Origin of the sequence: Priestia sp. FSL W8-0524 (assembly GCF_038005965.1) — a bacterium.
GTDB lineage: Bacteria > Bacillota > Bacilli > Bacillales > Bacillaceae_H > Priestia > Priestia zanthoxyli.
In genome coordinates, this window is record NZ_JBBOUG010000001.1 from 2103380 (window position 1) to 2123343 (window position 19964).

Annotated in this window: 19 protein-coding genes and 1 other annotated feature; of the genes, 16 read left to right on the forward strand and 3 right to left on the reverse strand. The window is 36.9% G+C overall.

Translation table 11 applies throughout. From position 1 onward, the window contains the following. Positions 1–10 precede the first annotated feature (10 nt). Positions 11–239: a binding site (T-box leader), on the forward strand. Between the two features lie 53 nt (positions 240–292). Beyond that, positions 293–1510: a threonine--tRNA ligase gene (gene thrS, locus NST66_RS10540; protein WP_049164600.1), complete on the forward strand. Its 1218-nt coding sequence runs from the start codon at positions 293–295 to the stop codon at positions 1508–1510. Positions 1511–1681: 171 nt separating this feature from the next. Here thrS and NST66_RS10545 read toward each other — a convergent pair whose 3' ends face one another. Further along, positions 1682–1885: a hypothetical protein gene (locus NST66_RS10545; RefSeq protein ID WP_235918749.1), complete on the reverse strand. Its 204-nt coding sequence runs from the start codon at positions 1883–1885 to the stop codon at positions 1682–1684. 389 nt (positions 1886–2274) lie between these two features. Here NST66_RS10545 and NST66_RS10550 point away from each other — a divergent pair, with 389 nt between their 5' ends. Next, positions 2275–3675 (forward strand): amino acid permease, encoded by a 1401-nt coding sequence (locus NST66_RS10550; protein ID WP_154988771.1) that lies wholly within the window; start codon positions 2275–2277, stop codon positions 3673–3675. Positions 3676–3742: 67 nt separating this feature from the next. Here NST66_RS10550 and NST66_RS10555 read toward each other — a convergent pair whose 3' ends face one another. Then, positions 3743–4951: an MFS transporter gene (locus tag NST66_RS10555; RefSeq protein ID WP_049164609.1), complete on the reverse strand. Its 1209-nt coding sequence runs from the start codon at positions 4949–4951 to the stop codon at positions 3743–3745. A gap of 247 nt (positions 4952–5198) precedes the next feature. On the opposite strand from NST66_RS10555, the gene NST66_RS10560 reads away from it, so the two are divergent. From NST66_RS10560 to NST66_RS10595, 8 genes are all read left to right on the forward strand, one after another. Further along, positions 5199–5660, forward strand: coding sequence for a MarR family winged helix-turn-helix transcriptional regulator (locus NST66_RS10560; RefSeq protein ID WP_033579007.1), 462 nt, complete (start codon positions 5199–5201; stop codon positions 5658–5660). Then, positions 5657–8323 (forward strand): MMPL family transporter, encoded by a 2667-nt coding sequence (locus NST66_RS10565; protein WP_328171984.1) that lies wholly within the window; start codon positions 5657–5659, stop codon positions 8321–8323. Before NST66_RS10560 ends, NST66_RS10565 begins: the two co-directional genes overlap by 4 nt. A gap of 236 nt (positions 8324–8559) precedes the next feature. Then, positions 8560–8724 carry a hypothetical protein gene (locus NST66_RS10570; RefSeq protein WP_186807034.1) on the forward strand — a complete coding sequence of 55 codons (165 nt, stop codon included), beginning with the start codon at positions 8560–8562 and terminating at the stop codon, positions 8722–8724. 200 nt (positions 8725–8924) lie between these two features. Continuing rightward, the gene (locus NST66_RS10575; RefSeq protein ID WP_034266230.1) at positions 8925–9944 is read left to right on the forward strand and encodes an STAS domain-containing protein; all 1020 of its coding nucleotides are present in this window, start codon (positions 8925–8927) and stop codon (positions 9942–9944) included. Between the two features lie 188 nt (positions 9945–10132). Then, positions 10133–10561 carry an SRPBCC family protein gene (locus NST66_RS10580; RefSeq protein ID WP_028413312.1) on the forward strand — a complete coding sequence of 143 codons (429 nt, stop codon included), beginning with the start codon at positions 10133–10135 and terminating at the stop codon, positions 10559–10561. Next, positions 10562–10897, forward strand: coding sequence for an ArsR/SmtB family transcription factor (locus tag NST66_RS10585; protein WP_034266233.1), 336 nt, complete (start codon positions 10562–10564; stop codon positions 10895–10897). Positions 10898–11081: 184 nt separating this feature from the next. Then, a complete protein-coding gene (locus NST66_RS10590) occupies positions 11082–11870 on the forward strand; it encodes an MBL fold metallo-hydrolase (protein WP_340843307.1) in 789 nt (262 codons plus the stop codon). A gap of 125 nt (positions 11871–11995) precedes the next feature. After that, positions 11996–12865, forward strand: coding sequence for a GNAT family N-acetyltransferase (locus NST66_RS10595; protein WP_340843308.1), 870 nt, complete (start codon positions 11996–11998; stop codon positions 12863–12865). Positions 12866–13030: 165 nt separating this feature from the next. Here NST66_RS10595 and NST66_RS10600 read toward each other — a convergent pair whose 3' ends face one another. Continuing rightward, entirely contained in the window at positions 13031–13834 is an 804-nt protein-coding gene (locus NST66_RS10600; protein WP_230683506.1) for an alpha/beta fold hydrolase, read from the reverse strand. 334 nt (positions 13835–14168) lie between these two features. Between NST66_RS10600 and trhO the strand changes: the two genes are divergently transcribed. From trhO to NST66_RS10630, 6 genes are all read left to right on the forward strand, one after another. Then, entirely contained in the window at positions 14169–15137 is a 969-nt protein-coding gene (gene trhO / locus NST66_RS10605) for an oxygen-dependent tRNA uridine(34) hydroxylase TrhO (RefSeq protein ID WP_155008111.1), read from the forward strand. 202 nt (positions 15138–15339) lie between these two features. After that, positions 15340–16197 (forward strand): SMP-30/gluconolactonase/LRE family protein, encoded by an 858-nt coding sequence (locus NST66_RS10610; protein ID WP_033579014.1) that lies wholly within the window; start codon positions 15340–15342, stop codon positions 16195–16197. A gap of 221 nt (positions 16198–16418) precedes the next feature. After that, entirely contained in the window at positions 16419–16781 is a 363-nt protein-coding gene (locus NST66_RS10615; protein ID WP_025751868.1) for a group I truncated hemoglobin, read from the forward strand. 142 nt (positions 16782–16923) lie between these two features. Further along, complete coding sequence (hpaB, locus tag NST66_RS10620; RefSeq protein ID WP_155008110.1) at positions 16924–18360, forward strand: 4-hydroxyphenylacetate 3-monooxygenase, oxygenase component; 1437 nt, start codon at positions 16924–16926, stop codon at positions 18358–18360. A 148-nt stretch (positions 18361–18508) separates the two neighbouring features. Continuing rightward, on the forward strand, positions 18509–19315 hold the full coding sequence (locus tag NST66_RS10625; RefSeq protein ID WP_155008109.1) for a DUF817 domain-containing protein: 807 nt from the start codon (positions 18509–18511) through the stop codon (positions 19313–19315). 60 nt (positions 19316–19375) lie between these two features. After that, complete coding sequence (locus tag NST66_RS10630) at positions 19376–19936, forward strand: tubby C-terminal domain-like protein (protein WP_154988757.1); 561 nt, start codon at positions 19376–19378, stop codon at positions 19934–19936. Positions 19937–19964: the final 28 nt, after the last annotated feature.

The window sequence follows — 19964 nt, forward strand, 5'->3', positions numbered from 1 at the left end:
AAAAATGAATATACAAGCATTGAAAAGGACATGAATCATTTTTGGATTTTCTTTACAGAGAGTAGGGTCACTGGCTGAGAACCCTTAGAAAACGAAATGAATTTACCACCTTGGAGCTGCGGCGGGGAATGTGTATACACTGAAACTGCAACCGGTAAAACCGTTATCTTTTTAAGCGTAAAATGCATACAGGTATTTTACGGAATTAGGGTGGTACCACGGCCGCATTCGTCCCTTTACTAGGGATGAGTGCGGTTTTTTTGTTGAATAAAAACATATTGGAGGAATGAACATGTCAAAACAAATGGAAGCAGAAAAACGAAATCATCAAAAATTAGGTCAAGAACTGGAGCTGTTTATGTCGATGGAAGAAGCTCCTGGTATGCCGTTTTTCTTACCTAACGGAATGATTGTTCGAAATGAGTTAGAAAACTACTGGAAACAAAAGCATTACAAAGCAGGCTATCAAGAGATAAAAACTCCCATCATGATGAAACAGGAGCTATGGGAACAATCAGGGCATTGGGAACACTATCATGAAAATATGTATTTTTCAAATGTTGACAAACAAAACTATGCGATTAAACCGATGAATTGTCCGGGAGCCATTTTATTGTTTAACAGCAAGCGAAGAAGCTATCGAGAACTTCCGATTCGATACGCAGAACTTGGATTGGTTCACCGTCACGAGCTTTCGGGCTCTTTAAACGGACTGCTAAGAGTCCGGTCATTCACACAGGACGATGCGCATTTATTCGTAGAACTTAATCAGATTGAAGCTGAGATTAGCCGCATTCTAGCGTTTATCCATGACTTTTATTCACATTTTGGCTTTGATTACAAAGTGGAACTATCCACACGTCCTGAAAAATTTATGGGAGATATTGAAACATGGAATCAAGCGGAAAAGTCGCTTCAATCTGTGCTAAATGAAAAAGGATTAGACTACCAGGTGAATGAAGGAGACGGGGCTTTTTACGGGCCGAAAATCGATTTTCATATTTTAGACTCCTTAGGCCGCAGCTGGCAGTGCGGAACAGTTCAGCTTGATTTCTTAATGCCAGAGAAGTTTGACTGTATGTATATTGGAGAAGACAATAAACCGCATCGTCCTGTAATGATTCACCGCGCTATATACGGTTCCGTTGAACGTTTTATGGCCATCTTGATTGAACATTATGAAGGTCAATTTCCTCTTTGGTTAGCTCCAGTTCAATTTAAGCTTTTGCCTATTGCACCGCCGCATGTGGAATATGCGTACAAGGTGAAACACGAGCTGGAGTCACAAGGGTATCGTGTTGAAGTGGATGATCGTATTGAAAAAATAGGTCTGAAAATTAGAGAAGCCGAAATGCTCAAAGTTCCTTATATGGCCGTAATAGGAGATAAAGAAGTAGAAAATAAATCGCTTGCTATTCGAAAGCACGGGAAGAAAAACATTGGAACAGTAAGTGTTGAAGAGGCAGCTGTACACTTGAATAAAGAAATGGATTCAAACAGAGTTTATTGAGGCCATTTACCTTGCTAAATAGAAAAATCCGATTTTTTAAGTCGGATAGTGATTCCCTTCATCTTGTCTTACACCAAAATGAAGGGAATATTGAACTAGAAGGGTATAAGATATTATATATCGGCAGTATAACTTTTGCCTTAGACAAACGCCGGTATTTTGTGAAAAAAATTATCTTATCCCATTCGAATCGTTTGCATTTGATGGAGCTGAATCTCCATTTGACAATTTGTTCATAGGTTGCTGACCTCGCTTCTTTTTAGAAGGAGAATAAAAAAGAAATTTAAACATAAAGTACACTCCTAATGCTAGTAAAATACAGCCAATAAGTAAGTTAAGCATCTCTCTCCGCCCTTCATACGCTTCAGTTTTCATCATTATAACACCCGTTAAGGTAAAACATTCATCGTTCTGTAAATAATCCCTATGTCAGGAATTTATATTTGAAGATAGGTAGCGAAAAAAACTATCTGGAAATAAATCGATTTATTTTTTAGAATATTAATTTTATTCAAACTTATTATACATAATCACAACGATGATTTCTTTATTTAGTTGATAAAGCCAAAATAGAGAGAGATTAAGAAATCGCTTACAAAATCTCTTGAAATATATATAATGATATTAGTATACTAATAGACAAGTTAGTAATTATTTCTATATAATTACTTCTGTATCTGAAGTAAAAACGCGTAGTCAAATAGGAAAAGACGTCATTTTTAAGTTTTTTAATGGATGAGTGGCAACAGAGAGGAGAGAGTGCAATGGGAAAACTATTTAAAAAGAAGTCAATCGAGCAATTATTAGAACAAAGTCAAAACAAATCTCTAGTCAAAACATTAGGGGCATTCGATTTGACTCTTCTTGGTATTGGAGCTGTAATAGGAACGGGGGTTTTAGTGTTAACAGGCTTAGTAGCTGCTAACGATGCGGGGCCAGCCGTTATTTTTTCTTTTATACTGGCTTCTATTGTATGCGGTTTTGCAGCGCTGTGCTATGCGGAATTTGCTTCAACTATACCTGTATCTGGGAGCGTTTACACCTATACATATGCAACCATCGGCGAAGTGGTAGCACACTTAATGGGATGGACATTGCTTTCCGTCTATTTATTAACGATGTCAGCAGTAGCAAATGGATGGTCTTCTTATTTTAATAATTTTTTAGAAGGCTTTGGTTTTTCACTCCCAAAAGAATTGATTACGATCCCTGCAAATGGAGGCCTGGTGAACCTTCCTGCTATTTGTATTACCCTTCTTATTACATGGCTGCTTTCAAGGGGAACTAAAGAAAGTAAAAAAGTGAATAATTTTATGGTACTTGTTAAATTATTTATTATCCTTCTCTTTATTATTGTAGGGGCTTTTTATGTGAAGCCGTCTAATTGGACTCCTTTTATGCCTTATGGAATTGAAGGGGTTGTGACAGGGGGAGCGGCCGTATTTTTTGCTTTCTTAGGTTTTGATGCTTTATCTACATCAGCAGAAGAAGTAAAGAACCCGCAGCGCAATTTGCCAATTGGAATTATTAGTTCACTCGTGATCTGCACGATTATTTATGTAGCGGTATGCCTTGTTATGACAGGGGTTGTTTCTTACAAGGAACTGAATGTTCCAGAAGCAATGGCCTATGTTCTTCATTCAGTAGGACAAAATGCAGTGGCAGGAGTTATTGCTGCAGGAGCTGTCATTGGAATTATGGCTGTTATTTTCGCCTACATTTATGCAGCAACACGAATTTTATTCTCAATGAGCCGCGACGGCTTGCTACCAAAAGCATTTGCTAAAACAAATGAGAAAACGGGAGTTCCGACTCTCTCCACTTGGCTAGTAGGAATTATCGGAGCGTTAATTTCAGGATTTATCGATTTAAAAGAACTTGCGAATTTAGCAAATATCGGAGCCCTTTTAACTTTCGGTATGGTGGGCGTCAGCATTATCATCTTACGCAAAACGCACCCAACTTTAAAACGTGGATTTACAATGCCGTTTGTCCCGGTTTTACCAATTTTATCTGTATTGTCTTGTTTATTTTTAATGATTAATCTTCCTAAAACAACATGGCTATATTTTAGCATATGGATTGTGCTTGGTATATTTGTGTATATAGGTTATTCTCGTAAACACAGTCGATTAACAAGTGAAGAAATGAAAAAAGCGAGTTAGAAGCAAAAAAAAGAGCCTTTCATCCAAGAAAGGCTCTTTTTTTGCTTTTTGTTCAGTTGTTAGACAGTTAGGACGATTGTTCACTATGTTTTTTGCGTGTTTCCACAATAAACAGACAAGTGCTAATAACAAAAGCCGTTCCTACAAAAATGGCGCCAACCCAAGGAAGTGAAGTAAGTCCCATATGGTTAATAATTACGCCTCCGAAAAAGGCGCCAAAAGCATTTCCTAAGTTAGCAAATGAGTGATTCGAAGTAGAAGCTAAAGCAGGTGCTTCCTGTGCTAAGTTCATAATTTTCACTTGAATACCAGGCATTACAGCAAATGCTGCTGCTCCCCAGAAAAACAGCGTGATAATCGCTGCTGCTGGGCTTTTGACAGTAAACGTAAAAATAGTCAGCACAATACAAAGAAAAGCAAAGATACCTACAACCGAAGGCATTAACTTCCAATCTGCAAGCTTTCCTCCAACAACATTTCCAAGCGTAACGCCGCATCCGTACAATACAAGTATCCACGTAACGCTGTGTTCACTTACTCCCGTAACGTCTTCAAGAAGCGGTGTAATGTACGTAAATACAGTAAATAAGCTACCGCACCCTATTGCACTTAAAAGAAGCATCACAAGAAGTTTTGGTTGGCTAAAAGCAGCAAACTGCTGTTTTAGACCCGTTAATTTTTCTTGGCCAAGCTTTGGGATAAACAGAATAATACCGATAAATGCAATGATTCCCATAATGGTAATAGCCCCAAACGAAGCTCTCCAACCTAAGTGTTGGCCAATAAATGTTCCTACAGGAACGCCGATGATATTTGCAATGGTTAAACCTGCCATCATCGTTGCAACAGCACTTGCTCGCTTATGCGGTTGTACGAGCCGTGAAGCAATAACAGCGCCTACTCCAAAGAAAGTACCGTGACATAACGCCGTAACTAAACGAGCTCCCATCAAAATTCCATAGTTAGGTGCAATAATAGCAATCGCATTTCCGAGAATAAATAAAAGCATGAGTAAACAAAGCAGAAGCTTTTGAGGAAGTCGATGAGTGAAAATGGTTAAAATTGGCGCGCCAATCGCTACTCCTAAAGCATAGCTCGTAATTAGCTGACCAGCAGTCGAAATGCTAACATGAAGGTCTTCTGCAACGTTAGGCAGTATCCCCATAATAACGAATTCCGTCATTCCAATAGCAAAAGCTCCAAGAGTCAACGAGATAAGAGCAATTGGAAAGGAATCTTTCTTACTGACCTGCTCATTAGTATGCGTTGTATTCATGTGTGATCACCCTTTCTGTGTATAAAATTTATATCTCCTTGAAAAGAAGTCAATTACTAATAATACTTAAGTGATTGAGCTTTGACAACCAAAAAAGCTGATGTAAGCGGTATCTTTTGGGATTCCGTTTATCTTTATCATATATGAAGACAGTCAGACATAAATTTATTGACAGAATAAAGTTTAGTCCTATAAACTATTTTTAAAGTTGAATAGTTTATACCTATAAACTAAAGGAGGGAAAGAAGTGACGAAAAGCAAGCTATATCAAGCTGTAGAACTTTTTGAAGAAGTGCTGTTTGTAGGAACAGAAGTCATTCACAGAGAGCTGAGCCATAACCTCTTCGAACATGTCTCAAGGCAGCAGTTTGATTTGTTAAATAGTTTAATGATTAAAGGTCCATCTTCACCTGGCAGTCTCGCTGTCTTGCAAGGTGTTCATAAAAGTGCCATTTCGAATCGAATTAAAAAACTGCTCGAAAAAGGGCTTGTGGAGTGGGACACTAATGAACTAGAGAGCGATAAACGTTCTAAGCTTATTAAGATTACGGCTGAAGGAGAAAAGGTAATACATGACGGAAATGCCGCGTGTTTTAGTATCATTGAGAATTTGTTTGATGATGTAGAAGAAGAAAAAATAGATACATTTATTGAAATTCTTACAATGGCAAAAGAAAAGTTAACTATAAAAGGGGAAAGCAAAAAATGAAATTTATTGTGAAATTTAAATGGGTGATTGCGGCCTTTATTTTAGCTTTAACGGTCATATTGATGCTAACGGCACCCAATTTAACAAAGCTCGCAAGTGAAAAAGGACAGTCTCAGCTTCCTGATGATGCCGTTTCATCTAGGGCCAGCCAAATTCTCAAAAATGCCGGGGAAGACAGTAACACCATCAGCATGGTGATCAAGCTAGATAACGCATTAGATAAAGATAGTGAGAAACAAATACAGAAAATCATTGATAAGACAGAGAAAATTAAAGGTGTAAAAGATGTTACAACGCCTTTAACAGATGATCAAGATGTTCGTAACCAATTAATGTCTAAAGATAAAAAAACCGTTTTAGTTCCGGTTACTGTCAGTGGATCGGATGAAAAAGTTGAAAAAATAGCGAATCAGATTTATGACAGCGTGCCAAAAGACGTTACGGCATATGTAACAGGTGCATCTCTTATTAATCAGGATTTTGCACACAGTTCAGAAGAAGGGTTAAAGAAAACCGAGTTTATTACTATCTTCTTGATTTTAGGTTTGCTTCTACTCGTTTTCCGTTCAGTCGTGACGCCGTTTATTCCTATTTTAATTGTGGGAATCACATACTTAATCAGTCAATCGTTACTAGGTATTTTAGTTAAAAATGTCGATTTTCCAATCTCAACGTTCACGCAAACGTTCTTAGTAGCTATTTTGTTTGGAATAGGTACGGATTACTGCATTCTTTTACTTAACCGTTTCCGTGAAGAATTGGCTAACGGACATGATAAAGTAGAAGCCACGATCACGGCTTACCGTACAGCAGGAAGAACGTTATTCATCAGCGGAATTGCCGTATTTATTGGTTTTGCAGCCATCGGATTTGCCAAGTTTGCTATTTTCCAATCGGCCGTTGGCGTAGCAGTGGGAGTTGGTGTGCTGCTAGTGATTTTATTTACCTTGCTGCCACTTTTTATGGTTACGCTTGGAGAAAAATTATTTTGGCCGTCTAAAAAAGTGGCTTCTCATAGCGATAATAAGCTGTGGGGGTTTTTAGGAAGAAAGGCAGTAGCGCGACCGTTCGTATTTTTAGTCATTACAGCGATTATTACCGTGCCTTTTATTGTAACGTATGACTCAAAAGTATCGTTTGATTCTACTGCTGAAATAAGCAGTGATTATAAATCTATAAAAGGACTAAATGCTATCAGTGACGCACTGGGAGAAGGAAAAGCATTTCCTGTCAATGTTATTATTAAAGGAGATAAAGAGTTAACAAAGGCGGATGTTATTCCGTATTTAGGAAATATAAGCAAAGCAATTGAAAAAGTGGATCACGTGGATTCTGTTATGACGATCACACAGCCTACCGGAGAAAAGATTGATGATTTATATGTTAATTCACAGCTGGGCTCTGTATCAGACGGAATCAAAGATGCTGTTAAAGGAATCGGAGATGTACAAAAAGGATTAAGTGGTATTGAAAAAGGGCTAAATCAAATAGCTGACCAAACGGGTTCTGCTTCTAAAGAACCTGGCGGGTCACTTGCACCTGCCGCAGACGGATTAGCTCAAGTTAATCAACAGCTGCAGCTTGTCAGCACTCAGCTCTCTACAACAGGAAATGTGCAGCAAGCGGTTCCTCAGCTTGCAGCACTCAGCAAACAGCTTACTACCATTCAAACCGGTCTTCAACAAGCAAATGAGAATCTTTCAGCTCAGCAAGGCCAAGTCGGAACCCTATCAGACAGTATCAATCAATTAGCAGAAGGTGTTGACAGTGCAAATGATGGGCTAACGAAAATCTCAGATGGCTTAACAAAAGCAACAGGTATGCTTGATAACATGAGTGACAGCTCAACAGTGAGAGATACGGGTATTTATCTTCCAACAGAAGTGATGAAAGATAAAGGGTTTAAACAATCCATCGACAACTATTCTTTTGCAGATGGAAAAGGAGTTAAGCTCAGCGTAGTGCTCGATCAAAATCCATATTCTGAAGAAGCCATTTCAACCGTAAAAAATATTGAAAAAGCGGTGGCAAGCGAAGTCGTTGATACGCCGTTTGAGCATACAGAAATTGTGTATGGAGGGGTATCGAGCTCAAATGCGGATTTAAAAGATTTATCTACAACGGATCTTTCACGCACAATGGTTATTATGATGATTGGATTGTTTATTGTTTTGACCATTTTATTCCGTTCAATGATCATGCCTGTATACATGATTGCTTCACTGTTGCTTACGTATTATACAGCAATGGGAATCTCAGAGCTTCTATTCGTGGATATAATGGGGAATGACGGAATCAGCTGGGCCGTGCCATTCTTTAGTTTTGTTATTTTAGTTGCTCTTGGAATTGACTATTCTATTTTCTTGTTAGACCGTTTTAACGAAGAAGTGAAAAGCGGCGTAGCAGAAGGCATGGTTACGTCTATGAGTAAGATGGGGTCGGTTATTATTACTGCCGCTATTATCCTAGCCGGAACGTTTGGGGCTATGATGCCATCAGGTGTATTAACGCTTGTTCATGTAGCAACAGTTGTTATCATCGGTCTTTTACTTTATGGTCTTGTTATTCTTCCGCTTCTTATGCCAGCGATTGTCGTGACGCTTGGAGAAGGAAACTGGTGGCCGTTTCTTCGAAAAAAAGAAAAATACAAAGTAGAAGAATAACTTATATATGCTGGATTTTATCACCAATCAGATATAACGTTAAGCATTAGATAGAGTAAAAATGAAGGATAGATGAGCGTCATGAGACTGCTTTATCTATCCTTTTTTTGTGCTATTAGAAAACTTGAGCATGATTAAAAGTAAACTTAAGCAGGCGCTGTGATAAATATACCGGGTCGAATAAAAGGCTTCCTACTAGGAAAACCTATAGTCAAAAACATGCGGAGGTCTTTTTAATGAAATTTGTAAATCTTTTAGCTAATCAGCGAGAAAAACGACGCGAACAAATGCGTGAAGCAGGCACATGTCCAGACTGCTTAGGAAAACGTTTTTACCATGTTGGGCTTTATTTTGTGCACGTTTATGAATGTCCGAGCTGTCAGGGGAATGAGGAAAACTAAATAATTCAGCCGAAAAGCTTCTTCATAAAATAGAAGCTTTTTTTATTTCACCACTATTACAAGCTCAGTAGGTTGAAAAGAATTGTTCCTTTAGAGCTAATAATGATAAGATTAAAAAAAGCAGCATCCAAGGTAATTCATACTCACTTTTACGTAAAAACCACTATAGTAGAGAGACTATATAAAAAGGAGATTCCGGCATGGGTGAAAAAAAGAATATTGATATAGGTGGTCTTAGTTTTGCTTGGGATTTAGAAAAAGGAAAATTTAGCTTTGAAGGAGAAGATGCGATTCTTTTTTGGATTTCTTCGGCGATGAAAACATTGTTTGACACAATCGAAGAAATATCTGGAGAAGAGGCAGCTTCGGTAGTACTGGAAACTACTGGTTTTCGACAAGGATTAGTAGTAGGAGAGTACTTTCAAAACATGAAGGGCGTAACGGTTTTTGAAGCGGCTGAGTTAATTACAAATACATACGCTTCGGCTGGATGGGGAAAAACTACTATAAAATATTTAGATCCTGAAAGTAAAACTCTATCTGCTGAATTAAAAGACAGTTGGGAACATAAAATTAACGTGGCCCAAAAGAAAACAAAGGGAGGAAATTTTCTTCCGGCCCATTACGCAGGGATTTTCACAGGACTATTCGGAACAAACATTTGGTACAAGGTGATTCAACATCAAATAGAAGGGCATGAATGCACCACAGTAGAATACTTCCCTTCCAACATTGATATCACTCAAAATATTCATCAATTAGCGAGAAGAAAAGAAGCGCAGAAAATAGAACATTTGCAAAACATTGTAGCAGAAAAAACGGCAGAGTTAAAAGATCTTATTAAAAAGCTTTCTTCTCCTATTATTCCGGTTTTGGAAGGCATAGTCGTCGTTCCTTTGATTGGCAAGTACGACGAGGATCGAACGGAAGATTTGATTGTCAATACATTAAATAACCTCCCAAAACATCAGGCTAATTATCTTGTGCTGGATTTAACCGGATTGGATAAAGAACTTACTGAATATACGGCAAGTCTTATTGAAAAATTAGGTGCAGCAGCGTCCCTGATTGGTACGAAAACAATTTTAGTAGGAATTTCTGCTGACTTAGGCTTAGTTATATCAAAGACTCATATTGATTTATCAAAATATGATTGTTTTCAAACATTGCAGCACGGTATTCACTATGCATTGGCACAAAGCGGACGAAGCATCGTTTAAAAGATATATTTGAAATATAACAAAATGCACTCATTCAACATTATAACAAATTTCTTTATCAAAGAACGGAGATGTATTGAAGGATTTCATTTTTCGAAAGAAGAATTGACATGAAACCAAAAGGTGTTATATTATTTTTATATAACACCTTTTGGTATTATTTTTGGAAAAGGAGAATGAAGACAACGATGAATGATAAAAGTGTAGTAGAAGATGTAAAACAGACGATAATATTTAACGCTCCGATTCAAAAAGTTTGGGATAAAGTAGCAACCGCAGAAGGGCTCCAACAATGGTTCATGCCTAATGATTTTCAGCCTCTGGTAGGATATGAATTTCATTTGCAATCGCCTTTTGGACCATCTCCGTGTAAAGTATTAGAAATAGATGCACCAAACTATCTTTCTTTCTCTTGGGATACGGATGGATGGGTCGTTTCGTTTACCTTAAAAGAAATGGGTAATCAAACTGAATTTACGCTTATTCATAGCGGCTGGAAAGAAGCTGAAACACTTCTTGAAAAAGCAAACGAAAAGAGTTCAGTGGTACGAGATAGAATGAGCTACGGGTGGACTAGTCTCGTGAATGAAAAACTTCGAAAGGTTGTTGAAAACTAAATGACTTCATCAGCTGCCAAGCATGATATCTTTCAAGCCATTGCTGATCCTACTCGAAGAAAAGTACTTGAGCTGCTTTCTGAAAAAGAATTGCCTATTTCAGAAATAACGTCCCATTTTTCAATAAGCCGTACCGCTGTTGTCAAGCATCTTCATATACTTTCAGAAGCAGACCTAGTCCATGGACAAAAAAAAGGCAGAGAAAAAGTGTATCATCTTCAGCCAGAGCCTTTGAAAGAGATAAAAGATTGGCTTTCTTACTACGAACAATTTTGGACAAACAAATTATCTATTCTTCAGCATATTGTTGAAAGAGACGAAGAAAGAAAGCAATAGAAAAAGCATAAAAACGTTTTTTATAAGGAATATAGCAAAGCCAGTCGTTAAAAAGACTGGCTGTTTTACATAAAAGCTGGTTTTATTCTAGAAGGACAAATAAAAGAAAGATGCAGAACACCATAGGGCATTTCTTAAAATAAAAAGATAGACCTTTAGAAGAAAAAAAGGGGGAAACAGAGCAATGAACAAGCTTTTATTTTATGGGACGAGCGATGCTCAAGGAGTGCCTCGATTATTATGTGACTGTAAAGTATGCGCGCAAAAAGATCCATTAAATCAGCGCACAAGACCTAGTGCACAGTTCACACTGGACGGTAATGTGTGTTTGATTGATGTATCACCTGATTTTAAACATCAATTTCATTTATACAATAACAAAAAAATCCCTTCTACCGTGTTTATTACTCATCCTCACAATGATCATGTTGCTGGTTTAGGGGATTTAGCCGACTTATGCTACTGGAATAATGTAAGTACAGAAGTCGTAGGAGCCCCTGAAGTCATCAGCGAGTTAACTGAAAGATTTCCTTATCTCGCAAAAAGAAAAGGGCTTACCTTTAATGGCACGTTAAAGTGGGAAAGCGGAGAAACGGCCATTACGTTTCATAAAGTGAATCACGGATTTAACGGTTATTCCTACGGCATTGTAGTTCATCAAAAACAAGGCGAACGCTGGGCGTATGTATCCGATTCTTTTAATGTGACAAATGAACAGTGGAAGCCTTTTTACCACTTAGATTTACTGATATTCGGTACATCTTTCTGGAAAGAATATCTTCAAAAAGAAAAAAGATCCGTATATGATGTGACAGAGGCAATGGAGATTAAAGCGAAGCTACAGGCAAAAAACATGGTGTTTACTCATTTATCACACGATATTGATATCCCAAAGCACGGTGAAATGCTTTTAGATAAAAACGTAAGCTTTGCCTATGACGGACGCGAGATTTCATTACCTTATTTGTGTTGAGATTAATTAATATCATATAGAATAATAATTTCAAACTAGGAAGGTAAAAGGGGTTAATAAGCAGGGATAGCTTGAAGTAGGAACGAACACGACACTAAATTGGAGTTAAAGAAGGGGATAGTGTTATGGATGCTATTATAGAAAAACCAAATAACCTCGGTGAATTATCTCGATTTCTATCAGAAACAAATAGTCAGAAAACATCACATATTGGTTATTGTGGTGAAAAAGAAGAAGAAATCTACCAGACATTAAAAGAAGATTTTATTAGTGACGAGGGTGATATTAAATTTTTAATCGCTAGAAATAGGACAGGAGAAATTTTAGCGGCTATTGGATTTGATATCGAAGAAACGGTAGCAGAAGTGTGGGGACCTTTTAATAAAACATCTTCTATTTATTTGCAATCTCAATTATGGAAACAGTTAGTTAATGAAAATCCTTTGATTCAAAAATTTCATTTTTTTATCAATGAAGAAAATGAGCTACAACAAGTATTTATGAATGAAATAAAAGCAAAAAAGACTGGTGAACACTTGATCTTAGAAATTAAAGAACAAAATTTTGATAAAGTTATTGAAATGAAAAGCGAGCCATTTAAACATAGTGATTTTCAAGCATTTGAAATGCTGCATAACGCAATGTTTCAAAATACTTATTATGATGGAAAAACAATTATTGAGAGACTTAACGATAGAAATATGTTAAAGATACTTAAAAATATGTCTAATGAGTTGCAAGGCTATGCGTACTTTGAAGTCGATACCGAAATGCGAGAGGCTTCATTGGAGTATATTGGTGTTTCAAAGAATGCTCAGAGTCAAGGTCTAGGAACGAGGTTGTTAAAGGAAGTTTTAACAGAGATGTTTTCATTTCCACAAATTAATGAAATTAAACTAACCGTTGATAGAGCAAATAGTCAAGCAAATCGAGTATATATGAAAGTTGGTTTTGAACCAAAAGATATTCTTATAAGTTATCGCTTCAAACTGTAAAAGAGTTAAGTTCAATGAGGGCGGAGAACATTAAGTGTAAAAGCGCTCGGATTTTTTTCGAGCGCTTTTACTTACCATTTATATTGCTGATTTGTAGTTCTAACTTATGCTTCTTTCTACCAACCGAATCCGTTAGAAACAAGGCAATTCTTTTTTTGTTGTAAATTAGATACGCTCGATAAAATCACTCACAACTTTGTTAAACCGATCGCTTTCTTCGAGAAAAGGGCAGTGGCAGCTGTTCTCAAAAACTTCAAGTACAGAACCTGAAACCAGCTTTTGAATATGCCTTCCAGCCGCTACAGGAATGAGTTTTTCTTCTTTTCCAAAGCACAGTAAAGTAGGAATTGTAATAAACGGGAGGAATTCTCGATAGTCCACAATGGATTGATCAAACAAAATAGCACTAGCTATCGACTCGGGCATTTTCGTTACTTCTTTCATAATCCAATGTTTATCTTTTTCAGTTAATTCATCCTTAAACATAAGCGGAATAAAACTTTCTAATGTACTTGTTCGATCAAGCTGAATACCTTGCATAAGCGAAATAAGGGCAGGTAAATCAAATGCACCGATTGGAAAGTCTGACCATTTAAAGTCTGAAGCCATTTCATCTACAATAATATTCCCTTTTACATTTTCTTCACCAAATTGTTTCAAATATTCCCACACAACAAAAGCACCCATCGACCAGCCTACTAATATGACGTCTTTTAATCGATTATTATTTATAAACTCATGCACATCGCGAGCATAAGTGGAAATTGTGTGACCATATGGAGTATGACTTGAATTTCCATGTCCTCTTAAATCCAAAAGAATAGTTTGATACTGTTTCGAAAAAAAAGAAAGCTGGTTGTGAAAAAAACGACTGCTCATCCAAACTCCGTGAATGAAAATAATAGGTGTTCCTTCCCCTTGTTGTTCATAGTATAAAGTTGCACCGTCTTTTAATGTATAAAAAGGCATCATTTCCGCCTCCAATCTCAAAGGTTCATATCTCATCATGTATGCGCAGAAAAGCTCAGGTAGAACGTATCTCCGCAAGAAAATGTTCATAAAAAAACAAATCCTAGAAGTGTTCGCCTTGATATGTTATACTATTACAGGCTTAAATACTGTATGTTTTTGAAACAATCATTCACTGTAATACTTTTTAGATAGAAGCATCCTCATAAAAAGGATGTTGTTTTTGTCGTAATGTACCTTTAAGTAATGAATTGTTACCATCAATTCGGTTCACAATAACCGACCTACATGCATTATATCTTGCAAATATAAACAGATAGGTGGAAGAAGCAACATGACTGAAAGAAAACCATATCAAGTACTACTATATTATTTGTACACTCCAATTGAAAATCCTGAAGAGTTCACAGCTCAGCACTTGGCATTTTGTAAAGAGCTTGAACTAAAAGGACGCATTTTAATTGCGGCTGAAGGGATCAATGGAACAGTATCAGGAACAGTTGAACAAACAGATAAATACATGGAAACGATGAAAAATGATCCTCGTTTTGAAGGTATTGTATTTAAAATAGACGAAGCAGATGAACATGCGTTCAAAAAAATGCACGTGCGTCACCGCAAAGAATTAGTAACTCTTCGATTAGAAGAAGATGTGAATCCTCTTCGCGTAACGGGTAATTACTTAAGCCCAAAAGAATTTTATCAAGCGATGCAAGATGAAAATACGGTCGTAATCGATGCACGAAACGATTATGAATACGATCTAGGCCACTTCCGAGGAGCTGTTCGTCCGGATATTCAAAACTTCCGTGAGCTTCCTGAATGGATTCGCGACAACAAAGATCAGTTTGAAGATAAAAAAATCTTAACGTACTGCACAGGCGGTATTCGCTGTGAAAAATTCTCTGGATGGCTTCTTGAAGAAGGTTTTGAAGATGTAAGCCAGCTTCACGGAGGTATTGTAACATACGGAAAAGATCCAGAAGTACAAGGTGAACTATGGGATGGTCAGTGCTATGTATTTGATGAGCGCATCAGCGTACCAGTTAACCAAAAAGAGCATGTGATTGTCGGGAAGGATCACTTTACCGGCGAGCCTTGCGAACGTTATGTTAACTGCTCAAACCCAGAATGCAATAAGAAAATCTTAGCTTCTGAAGAAAACGAACACAAATATTTACGCGCTTGTTCACATGAATGCCGAGTAAGTCCCCGTAACCGCTATGTAAAAGAACATGGTTTAACAGAAGAAGAATTTACAGTACGTGTTAAAGAGTTAGAAAACGAACACGTAACTTTATAATAAAAAAACAGCACGCTATATACAGCGTGCTGTTTTTTTATGAAAAGATTCTCTTGTAACCTAGTGTTTAGAGAAGGTTATGCAACGGGTATTTATAAAAAGGAAACATATTCCTGTTTTTTTGTTTTGCATACTTAAAGGAATATTTTTTAGAAAGCGATTAAAAAACGGTTGTACATAAAAACAACAAAGGAGCTTGAAAATGGAAGCGAAAATTGAAAAAAAGTACGATGGACGTTTACTGGAAGGACCTCTATGGGATGAAGAAAATCAAAGATTAGTGCTAGTAGACATTTTAGATAAAAAACTTCTTACGTACGATCCAAAAACGACAACATTAGAAGATATGGATCTTCCTTCAGTTGTTACAAGCGTTTCTACAACCAATCATTCAAAATTGGTCGTCTCCACTCGTAATCAGCTGCTTTTAGTGGATAAAAACAAAAAGAATCATGAAGAGTATATCCGTTTAGATACTCTTGAAAAAAACATGCGTTTTAATGACGGGAAATGTGATCCATATAATCGCTTTTGGATTGGCACGATGAGTGAAGAAGATGAAGAAGGAAAAGCCCAGCTGTACGTAGTAGATGAAAAAGGTGTAATTAAGAGTGCTAAAGAAGGATTAAGCGTGTCAAACGGGCTAGCTTGGAATCGAACAGGAGACAAATTCTTTCTGGTTGATTCCCCGAAAAATAAAATTATGTCTTATTCATTTTCTAAAGAAACAACAAGGCTCGAAGATGAAAAAGTGGTGATTGACCTTTCAGATATAGACGGGTTTCCTGATGGAATGACAATTGATGAGCACGACCGACTGTGGGTAGCGCTTTGGGGAGGTTCGAAAGTTATTTGTGTAGATCCAGAGAAAGGAGAAATTATAGAATCTATTCATCTTCCTGTTTCCAATGTAACCTGCTGTACATTTGGAGGAGACGATTTACAAACTTTATTTATCACCACAGCTAAGGAAGAAGAAAAATACGAAGAAGCTGCCGGCTCTCTTTTTTCATGCCGAGTAGGAGTAAAAGGCGTACCGGCTTATACTTACGTATATTAGACCAGCACTTATCAAAATGTAATGATTCAGACCAGTAACGATAGATATTAAATGCAGTTTCTACAACTCCTTTGCACTGCGTTCATTCCCTTTACATTTTATTCATTATGAGGAAGAGGAATAAAACATGACGATAACGAATTCCCATAAAGAAGCCTTTCAAAGAATATGAATACTTGTATTGGGTAATAATGGTTAAAGGTACAAAAGGAGGAATTGTTTTGGAACAAACATTGTATGAAAAAGTGGGCGGACAAGAAGCGATTGAAAAAGTAGTAGACTATTTTTATTCTGAGCTTGTTTTAAAAGACGAAACAGTTAGTCATTTTTTCGAGCACACGGATATGGATAAACAACGTCGACATCAAGCCAAGTTTATAAGCTTTGCCTTAGGTGGACCGAATCAATATTCAGGAAAGTCGATGGCCAAAGCGCATGCAAATATGAATATTCAGCCCGAACATTTTAATGCAATTGCTAAGCATCTTCACGATGCACTTGCGCACTTTAATGTTGAAGAGCCTGATATTGACCAAGCATTAAGCAAAGTTGAATCCCTAAGAAATGATATTCAATATAAATAAATCATAAAAAAAAGAAGGTTATTGTGACCTTCTTTTTTTTATGCGCAAAGCTGTGATGTATGAAGGAAACATGGAAAAGACATCGTAATATGATAAAAATGCAATAGGTGAAAATATTTATTGAAAGTCTGGGAGTGGGAGTATGTCAGCAATTAATGGGAAGCAATACGTAGAGAGAATCAATCAATTAAAAGCAAATGTATGGGTTGATGGCAAGCTCGTAACAGGCAATATATCAGAACATCCGGCTTTTAAAGGAGCCATTAATAGTCAAGCTAAACTTTATGATCTTCAGCATGATAAAAAAATTAAAGATATCATGACATACCAATCTCCGGATTCCGAGGATTTTTTTGGTACATCTTATTTACAGCCTACAACAAAAGAAGAGTTAAAAAAGAGACGAGAGATGACTCAGCAGTGGGCTCGCTTAACTCACGGTATGATGGGGAGAAGTCCAGATTATATGAATACTGTATTGATGGCTTTTGCATCCTCTGCAGAACTCCTGAGAGGAGAAGAAAATTGCTTTCCTGAAAACATCATTTCTTATTATGAATATGTGAGAGAGCACGATTTATCGCTCACTCATACATTCATCGATCCTCAAGTCAATCGAATCCAATTTTATTACGAGCAAAACGATGAACCGATAGCAGCAAAAATAGTTGATAAAAGCAATGAGGGAATCGTTATCCAAGGTGCGAAACTGCTTGCTACACAGGGTGGCATGACGGATGAGCTGCTCGTACTGTCTTCAGCAGGCATTCAAGGAAAAGAAAAAGGGTTTGCTTTTTCAATTCCAAGTAATACAGAAGGAGTTAAATTTATTTGTAGAGAATCGTTTGCAGGAACAGATTCAACGTTTGATTATCCATTAAGTTCTAGATTTGAAGAAATGGATACCATTGTTGTCTTTGAACGTGTATTAGTACCGTGGGACCGCGTGTTTTTTTATGAAAATGTAGATGTATCCAATGCATTCCTTGGCTCTAGTTCCTTCTCGGCTTTTGCTCTGCATCAAGTAACTTCAAGGAGAATTGTCAAAACAGAGTTTGTATTAGGGATTGTACAATCTCTGATTGAAACCATTAACATTGCGGACTATCCGCATGTGCGAGAAAAAGCAACGGAGCTTATTATTGCGCTAGAAACGATGAAAGCTCTCGTAATGAAAGCAGAAGAAGAAGCGGAGATTGATCCATGGGGATACATGCGTCCGAATGAAACTACACTTCGTATTGCCGCAAATATATTTTCAAAAACATATCCTACCTTTACAGAGATTATTCAGCTTTTAGGTGCAAGCGGACTAATGGCAATACCAACCGAAAATACGTGCCGCTCATTGGTTAAAGAAGATATTACACGTTATTTGCAAGCTAAATCGAGAGAGGCAGAAGATCGAATTAAGCTTTTTCGGCTAGCATGGGACTTAACTATGAGTCCGTTTGGCACAAGGGAAACACTGTATGAACGTTTTTTCTTTGGGGAGCCTGTACAGTTAACCAGTTATCTGTACTTATCTTACGATAAAGAGCGCTATGTACAGAGAATAACCGATTTTTTGAAAAGTTAACGGAGAAAACGAATCTCCGCTGGATATGATAGTTTAGTTGCAAAAACAGCGGAGATGCTTATTGAATAAATTTGAAAAATCTGCAATAATTTTCAGGGAATCATTTCCGTGAACACACTAAAGAATACTATAAAGATAGGATGTTACAATGAAGCAATTAATCTATTTTGGTTTAGAACAAGCAAAATCCTGCGTTTTTCCTGTTATTATTTTTCTGACATTGGCTATGACAAAAATAATTGAAGTACCGTTTATTTCTAGATATGACCTTATTTTATTAGCCTGTCTAGGAACTCAAGTTTTAATGGTGATGTTTAAACGGGAAACGCTTGATGAAGTAAAAGTCATTGCAGTATTTCATTTAATTGGACTAACGTTAGAACTCTATAAAGTTCATATGGGCTCATGGAGCTATCCAGAAAAAGCTTTCACTAAAGTCTGGGGAGTTCCCCTGTACAGCGGATTTATGTATGCTAGTGTAGCCAGCTACATGTGCCAAGTGTGGAGAAGGCTTGAATTAAAGCTTACGAATTGGCCTTCTACGTGGATTGTCATTATACTAAGTATGGCTATTTACCTTAATTTTTTCACGCATCATTTTATTTACGACTTCCGCTGGTTTTTAAAACTTTTTACTTTACTTATTTTTTATCGAACTTTTGTATATTTTACGGTTAACAAACGTACATATCGCATGCCTTTAGTATTGTCTTTTGTACTGATTGGCTTTTTCATTTGGATCGCTGAAAATATCGCAACATTTTTCGGAGCATGGCAGTATCCAGATCAACAGCAGCAGTGGACAATGGTTCATATAAGTAAAATTAGCTCTTGGCTTCTTCTTGTGATTGTTAGTTTCTTGATTGTTGCTTTACTAAAGCATTTAAAAGAAAATCAAAGCCAATTTAAACAAAGTAAGAAATCAAAAGAAACAAACGAACTATATGAAAGATAGAAACATAACTATGTACATGCTGTTAATATAATATAAGGTACAGAATCTTTGGAGGCCTATATGCAAGAATATATTTTTTATCTTCCCTATTTTAAATCAGCGGGAAAGACCGTAGCAGTTACAAATGAAAATGGAGAAAATGTCGGACAGCTTAAGAGAGTGCATAAAAACATGTGGACTAAAAGTATTGATTTTTTAACTCGTGATGGACTTCCAGTGTTAGATTCTATTTCTTGGTTTCCTATCTTTTCCTGCGGCTTAAAGGTACATGTACAAGTTCAATGGGAAGGAAGAACGGTGTTTATTGATCACGTGAAAAAACACCGGTGGGTGATAAAAGAAAATGGAAAAACAGTGGGGGATCTATTAGGTAAGGGAATAATTAAAAACGAAGGAGCACAAGAAATTAGATGGGGAAATAACGTCTACATGTTAAGTAGTCATGAAGCTGTAGAGGAAGCATGTATTTTTAATCAAAAAAGAGAAAAAGTCGCGGAGTTTAAATCAGACCTTTTTCATTTTAAACAAGGAAAACACTCAATAAGAGTAACAGAAGAACTGCCCGTACCCATTTTTATCGCTTCTTACTATATAACTACTTTTATTATGCCATACATATAATCAGGCGCAGAATGATTCTGCGCCTGAT

Coding starts and splice junctions, on each gene's coding strand:
- thrS (WP_049164600.1), top strand. CDS start 293: ATGTCAAAACAAATGGAAGCAGAAAAACGAAATCATCAAAAATTAGGT.
- NST66_RS10545 (WP_235918749.1), bottom strand. CDS start 1,885: ATGAAAACTGAAGCGTATGAAGGGCGGAGAGAGATGCTTAACTTACTT.
- NST66_RS10550 (WP_154988771.1), top strand. CDS start 2,275: ATGGGAAAACTATTTAAAAAGAAGTCAATCGAGCAATTATTAGAACAA.
- NST66_RS10555 (WP_049164609.1), bottom strand. CDS start 4,951: ATGAATACAACGCATACTAATGAGCAGGTCAGTAAGAAAGATTCCTTT.
- NST66_RS10565 (WP_328171984.1), top strand. CDS start 5,657: ATGAAATTTATTGTGAAATTTAAATGGGTGATTGCGGCCTTTATTTTA.
- NST66_RS10570 (WP_186807034.1), top strand. CDS start 8,560: ATGAAATTTGTAAATCTTTTAGCTAATCAGCGAGAAAAACGACGCGAA.
- NST66_RS10575 (WP_034266230.1), top strand. CDS start 8,925: ATGGGTGAAAAAAAGAATATTGATATAGGTGGTCTTAGTTTTGCTTGG.
- NST66_RS10580 (WP_028413312.1), top strand. CDS start 10,133: ATGAATGATAAAAGTGTAGTAGAAGATGTAAAACAGACGATAATATTT.
- NST66_RS10585 (WP_034266233.1), top strand. CDS start 10,562: ATGACTTCATCAGCTGCCAAGCATGATATCTTTCAAGCCATTGCTGAT.
- NST66_RS10590 (WP_340843307.1), top strand. CDS start 11,082: ATGAACAAGCTTTTATTTTATGGGACGAGCGATGCTCAAGGAGTGCCT.
- NST66_RS10595 (WP_340843308.1), top strand. CDS start 11,996: ATGGATGCTATTATAGAAAAACCAAATAACCTCGGTGAATTATCTCGA.
- NST66_RS10600 (WP_230683506.1), bottom strand. CDS start 13,834: ATGCCTTTTTATACATTAAAAGACGGTGCAACTTTATACTATGAACAA.
- trhO (WP_155008111.1), top strand. CDS start 14,169: ATGACTGAAAGAAAACCATATCAAGTACTACTATATTATTTGTACACT.
- NST66_RS10610 (WP_033579014.1), top strand. CDS start 15,340: ATGGAAGCGAAAATTGAAAAAAAGTACGATGGACGTTTACTGGAAGGA.
- hpaB (WP_155008110.1), top strand. CDS start 16,924: ATGTCAGCAATTAATGGGAAGCAATACGTAGAGAGAATCAATCAATTA.
- NST66_RS10625 (WP_155008109.1), top strand. CDS start 18,509: ATGAAGCAATTAATCTATTTTGGTTTAGAACAAGCAAAATCCTGCGTT.
- NST66_RS10630 (WP_154988757.1), top strand. CDS start 19,376: ATGCAAGAATATATTTTTTATCTTCCCTATTTTAAATCAGCGGGAAAG.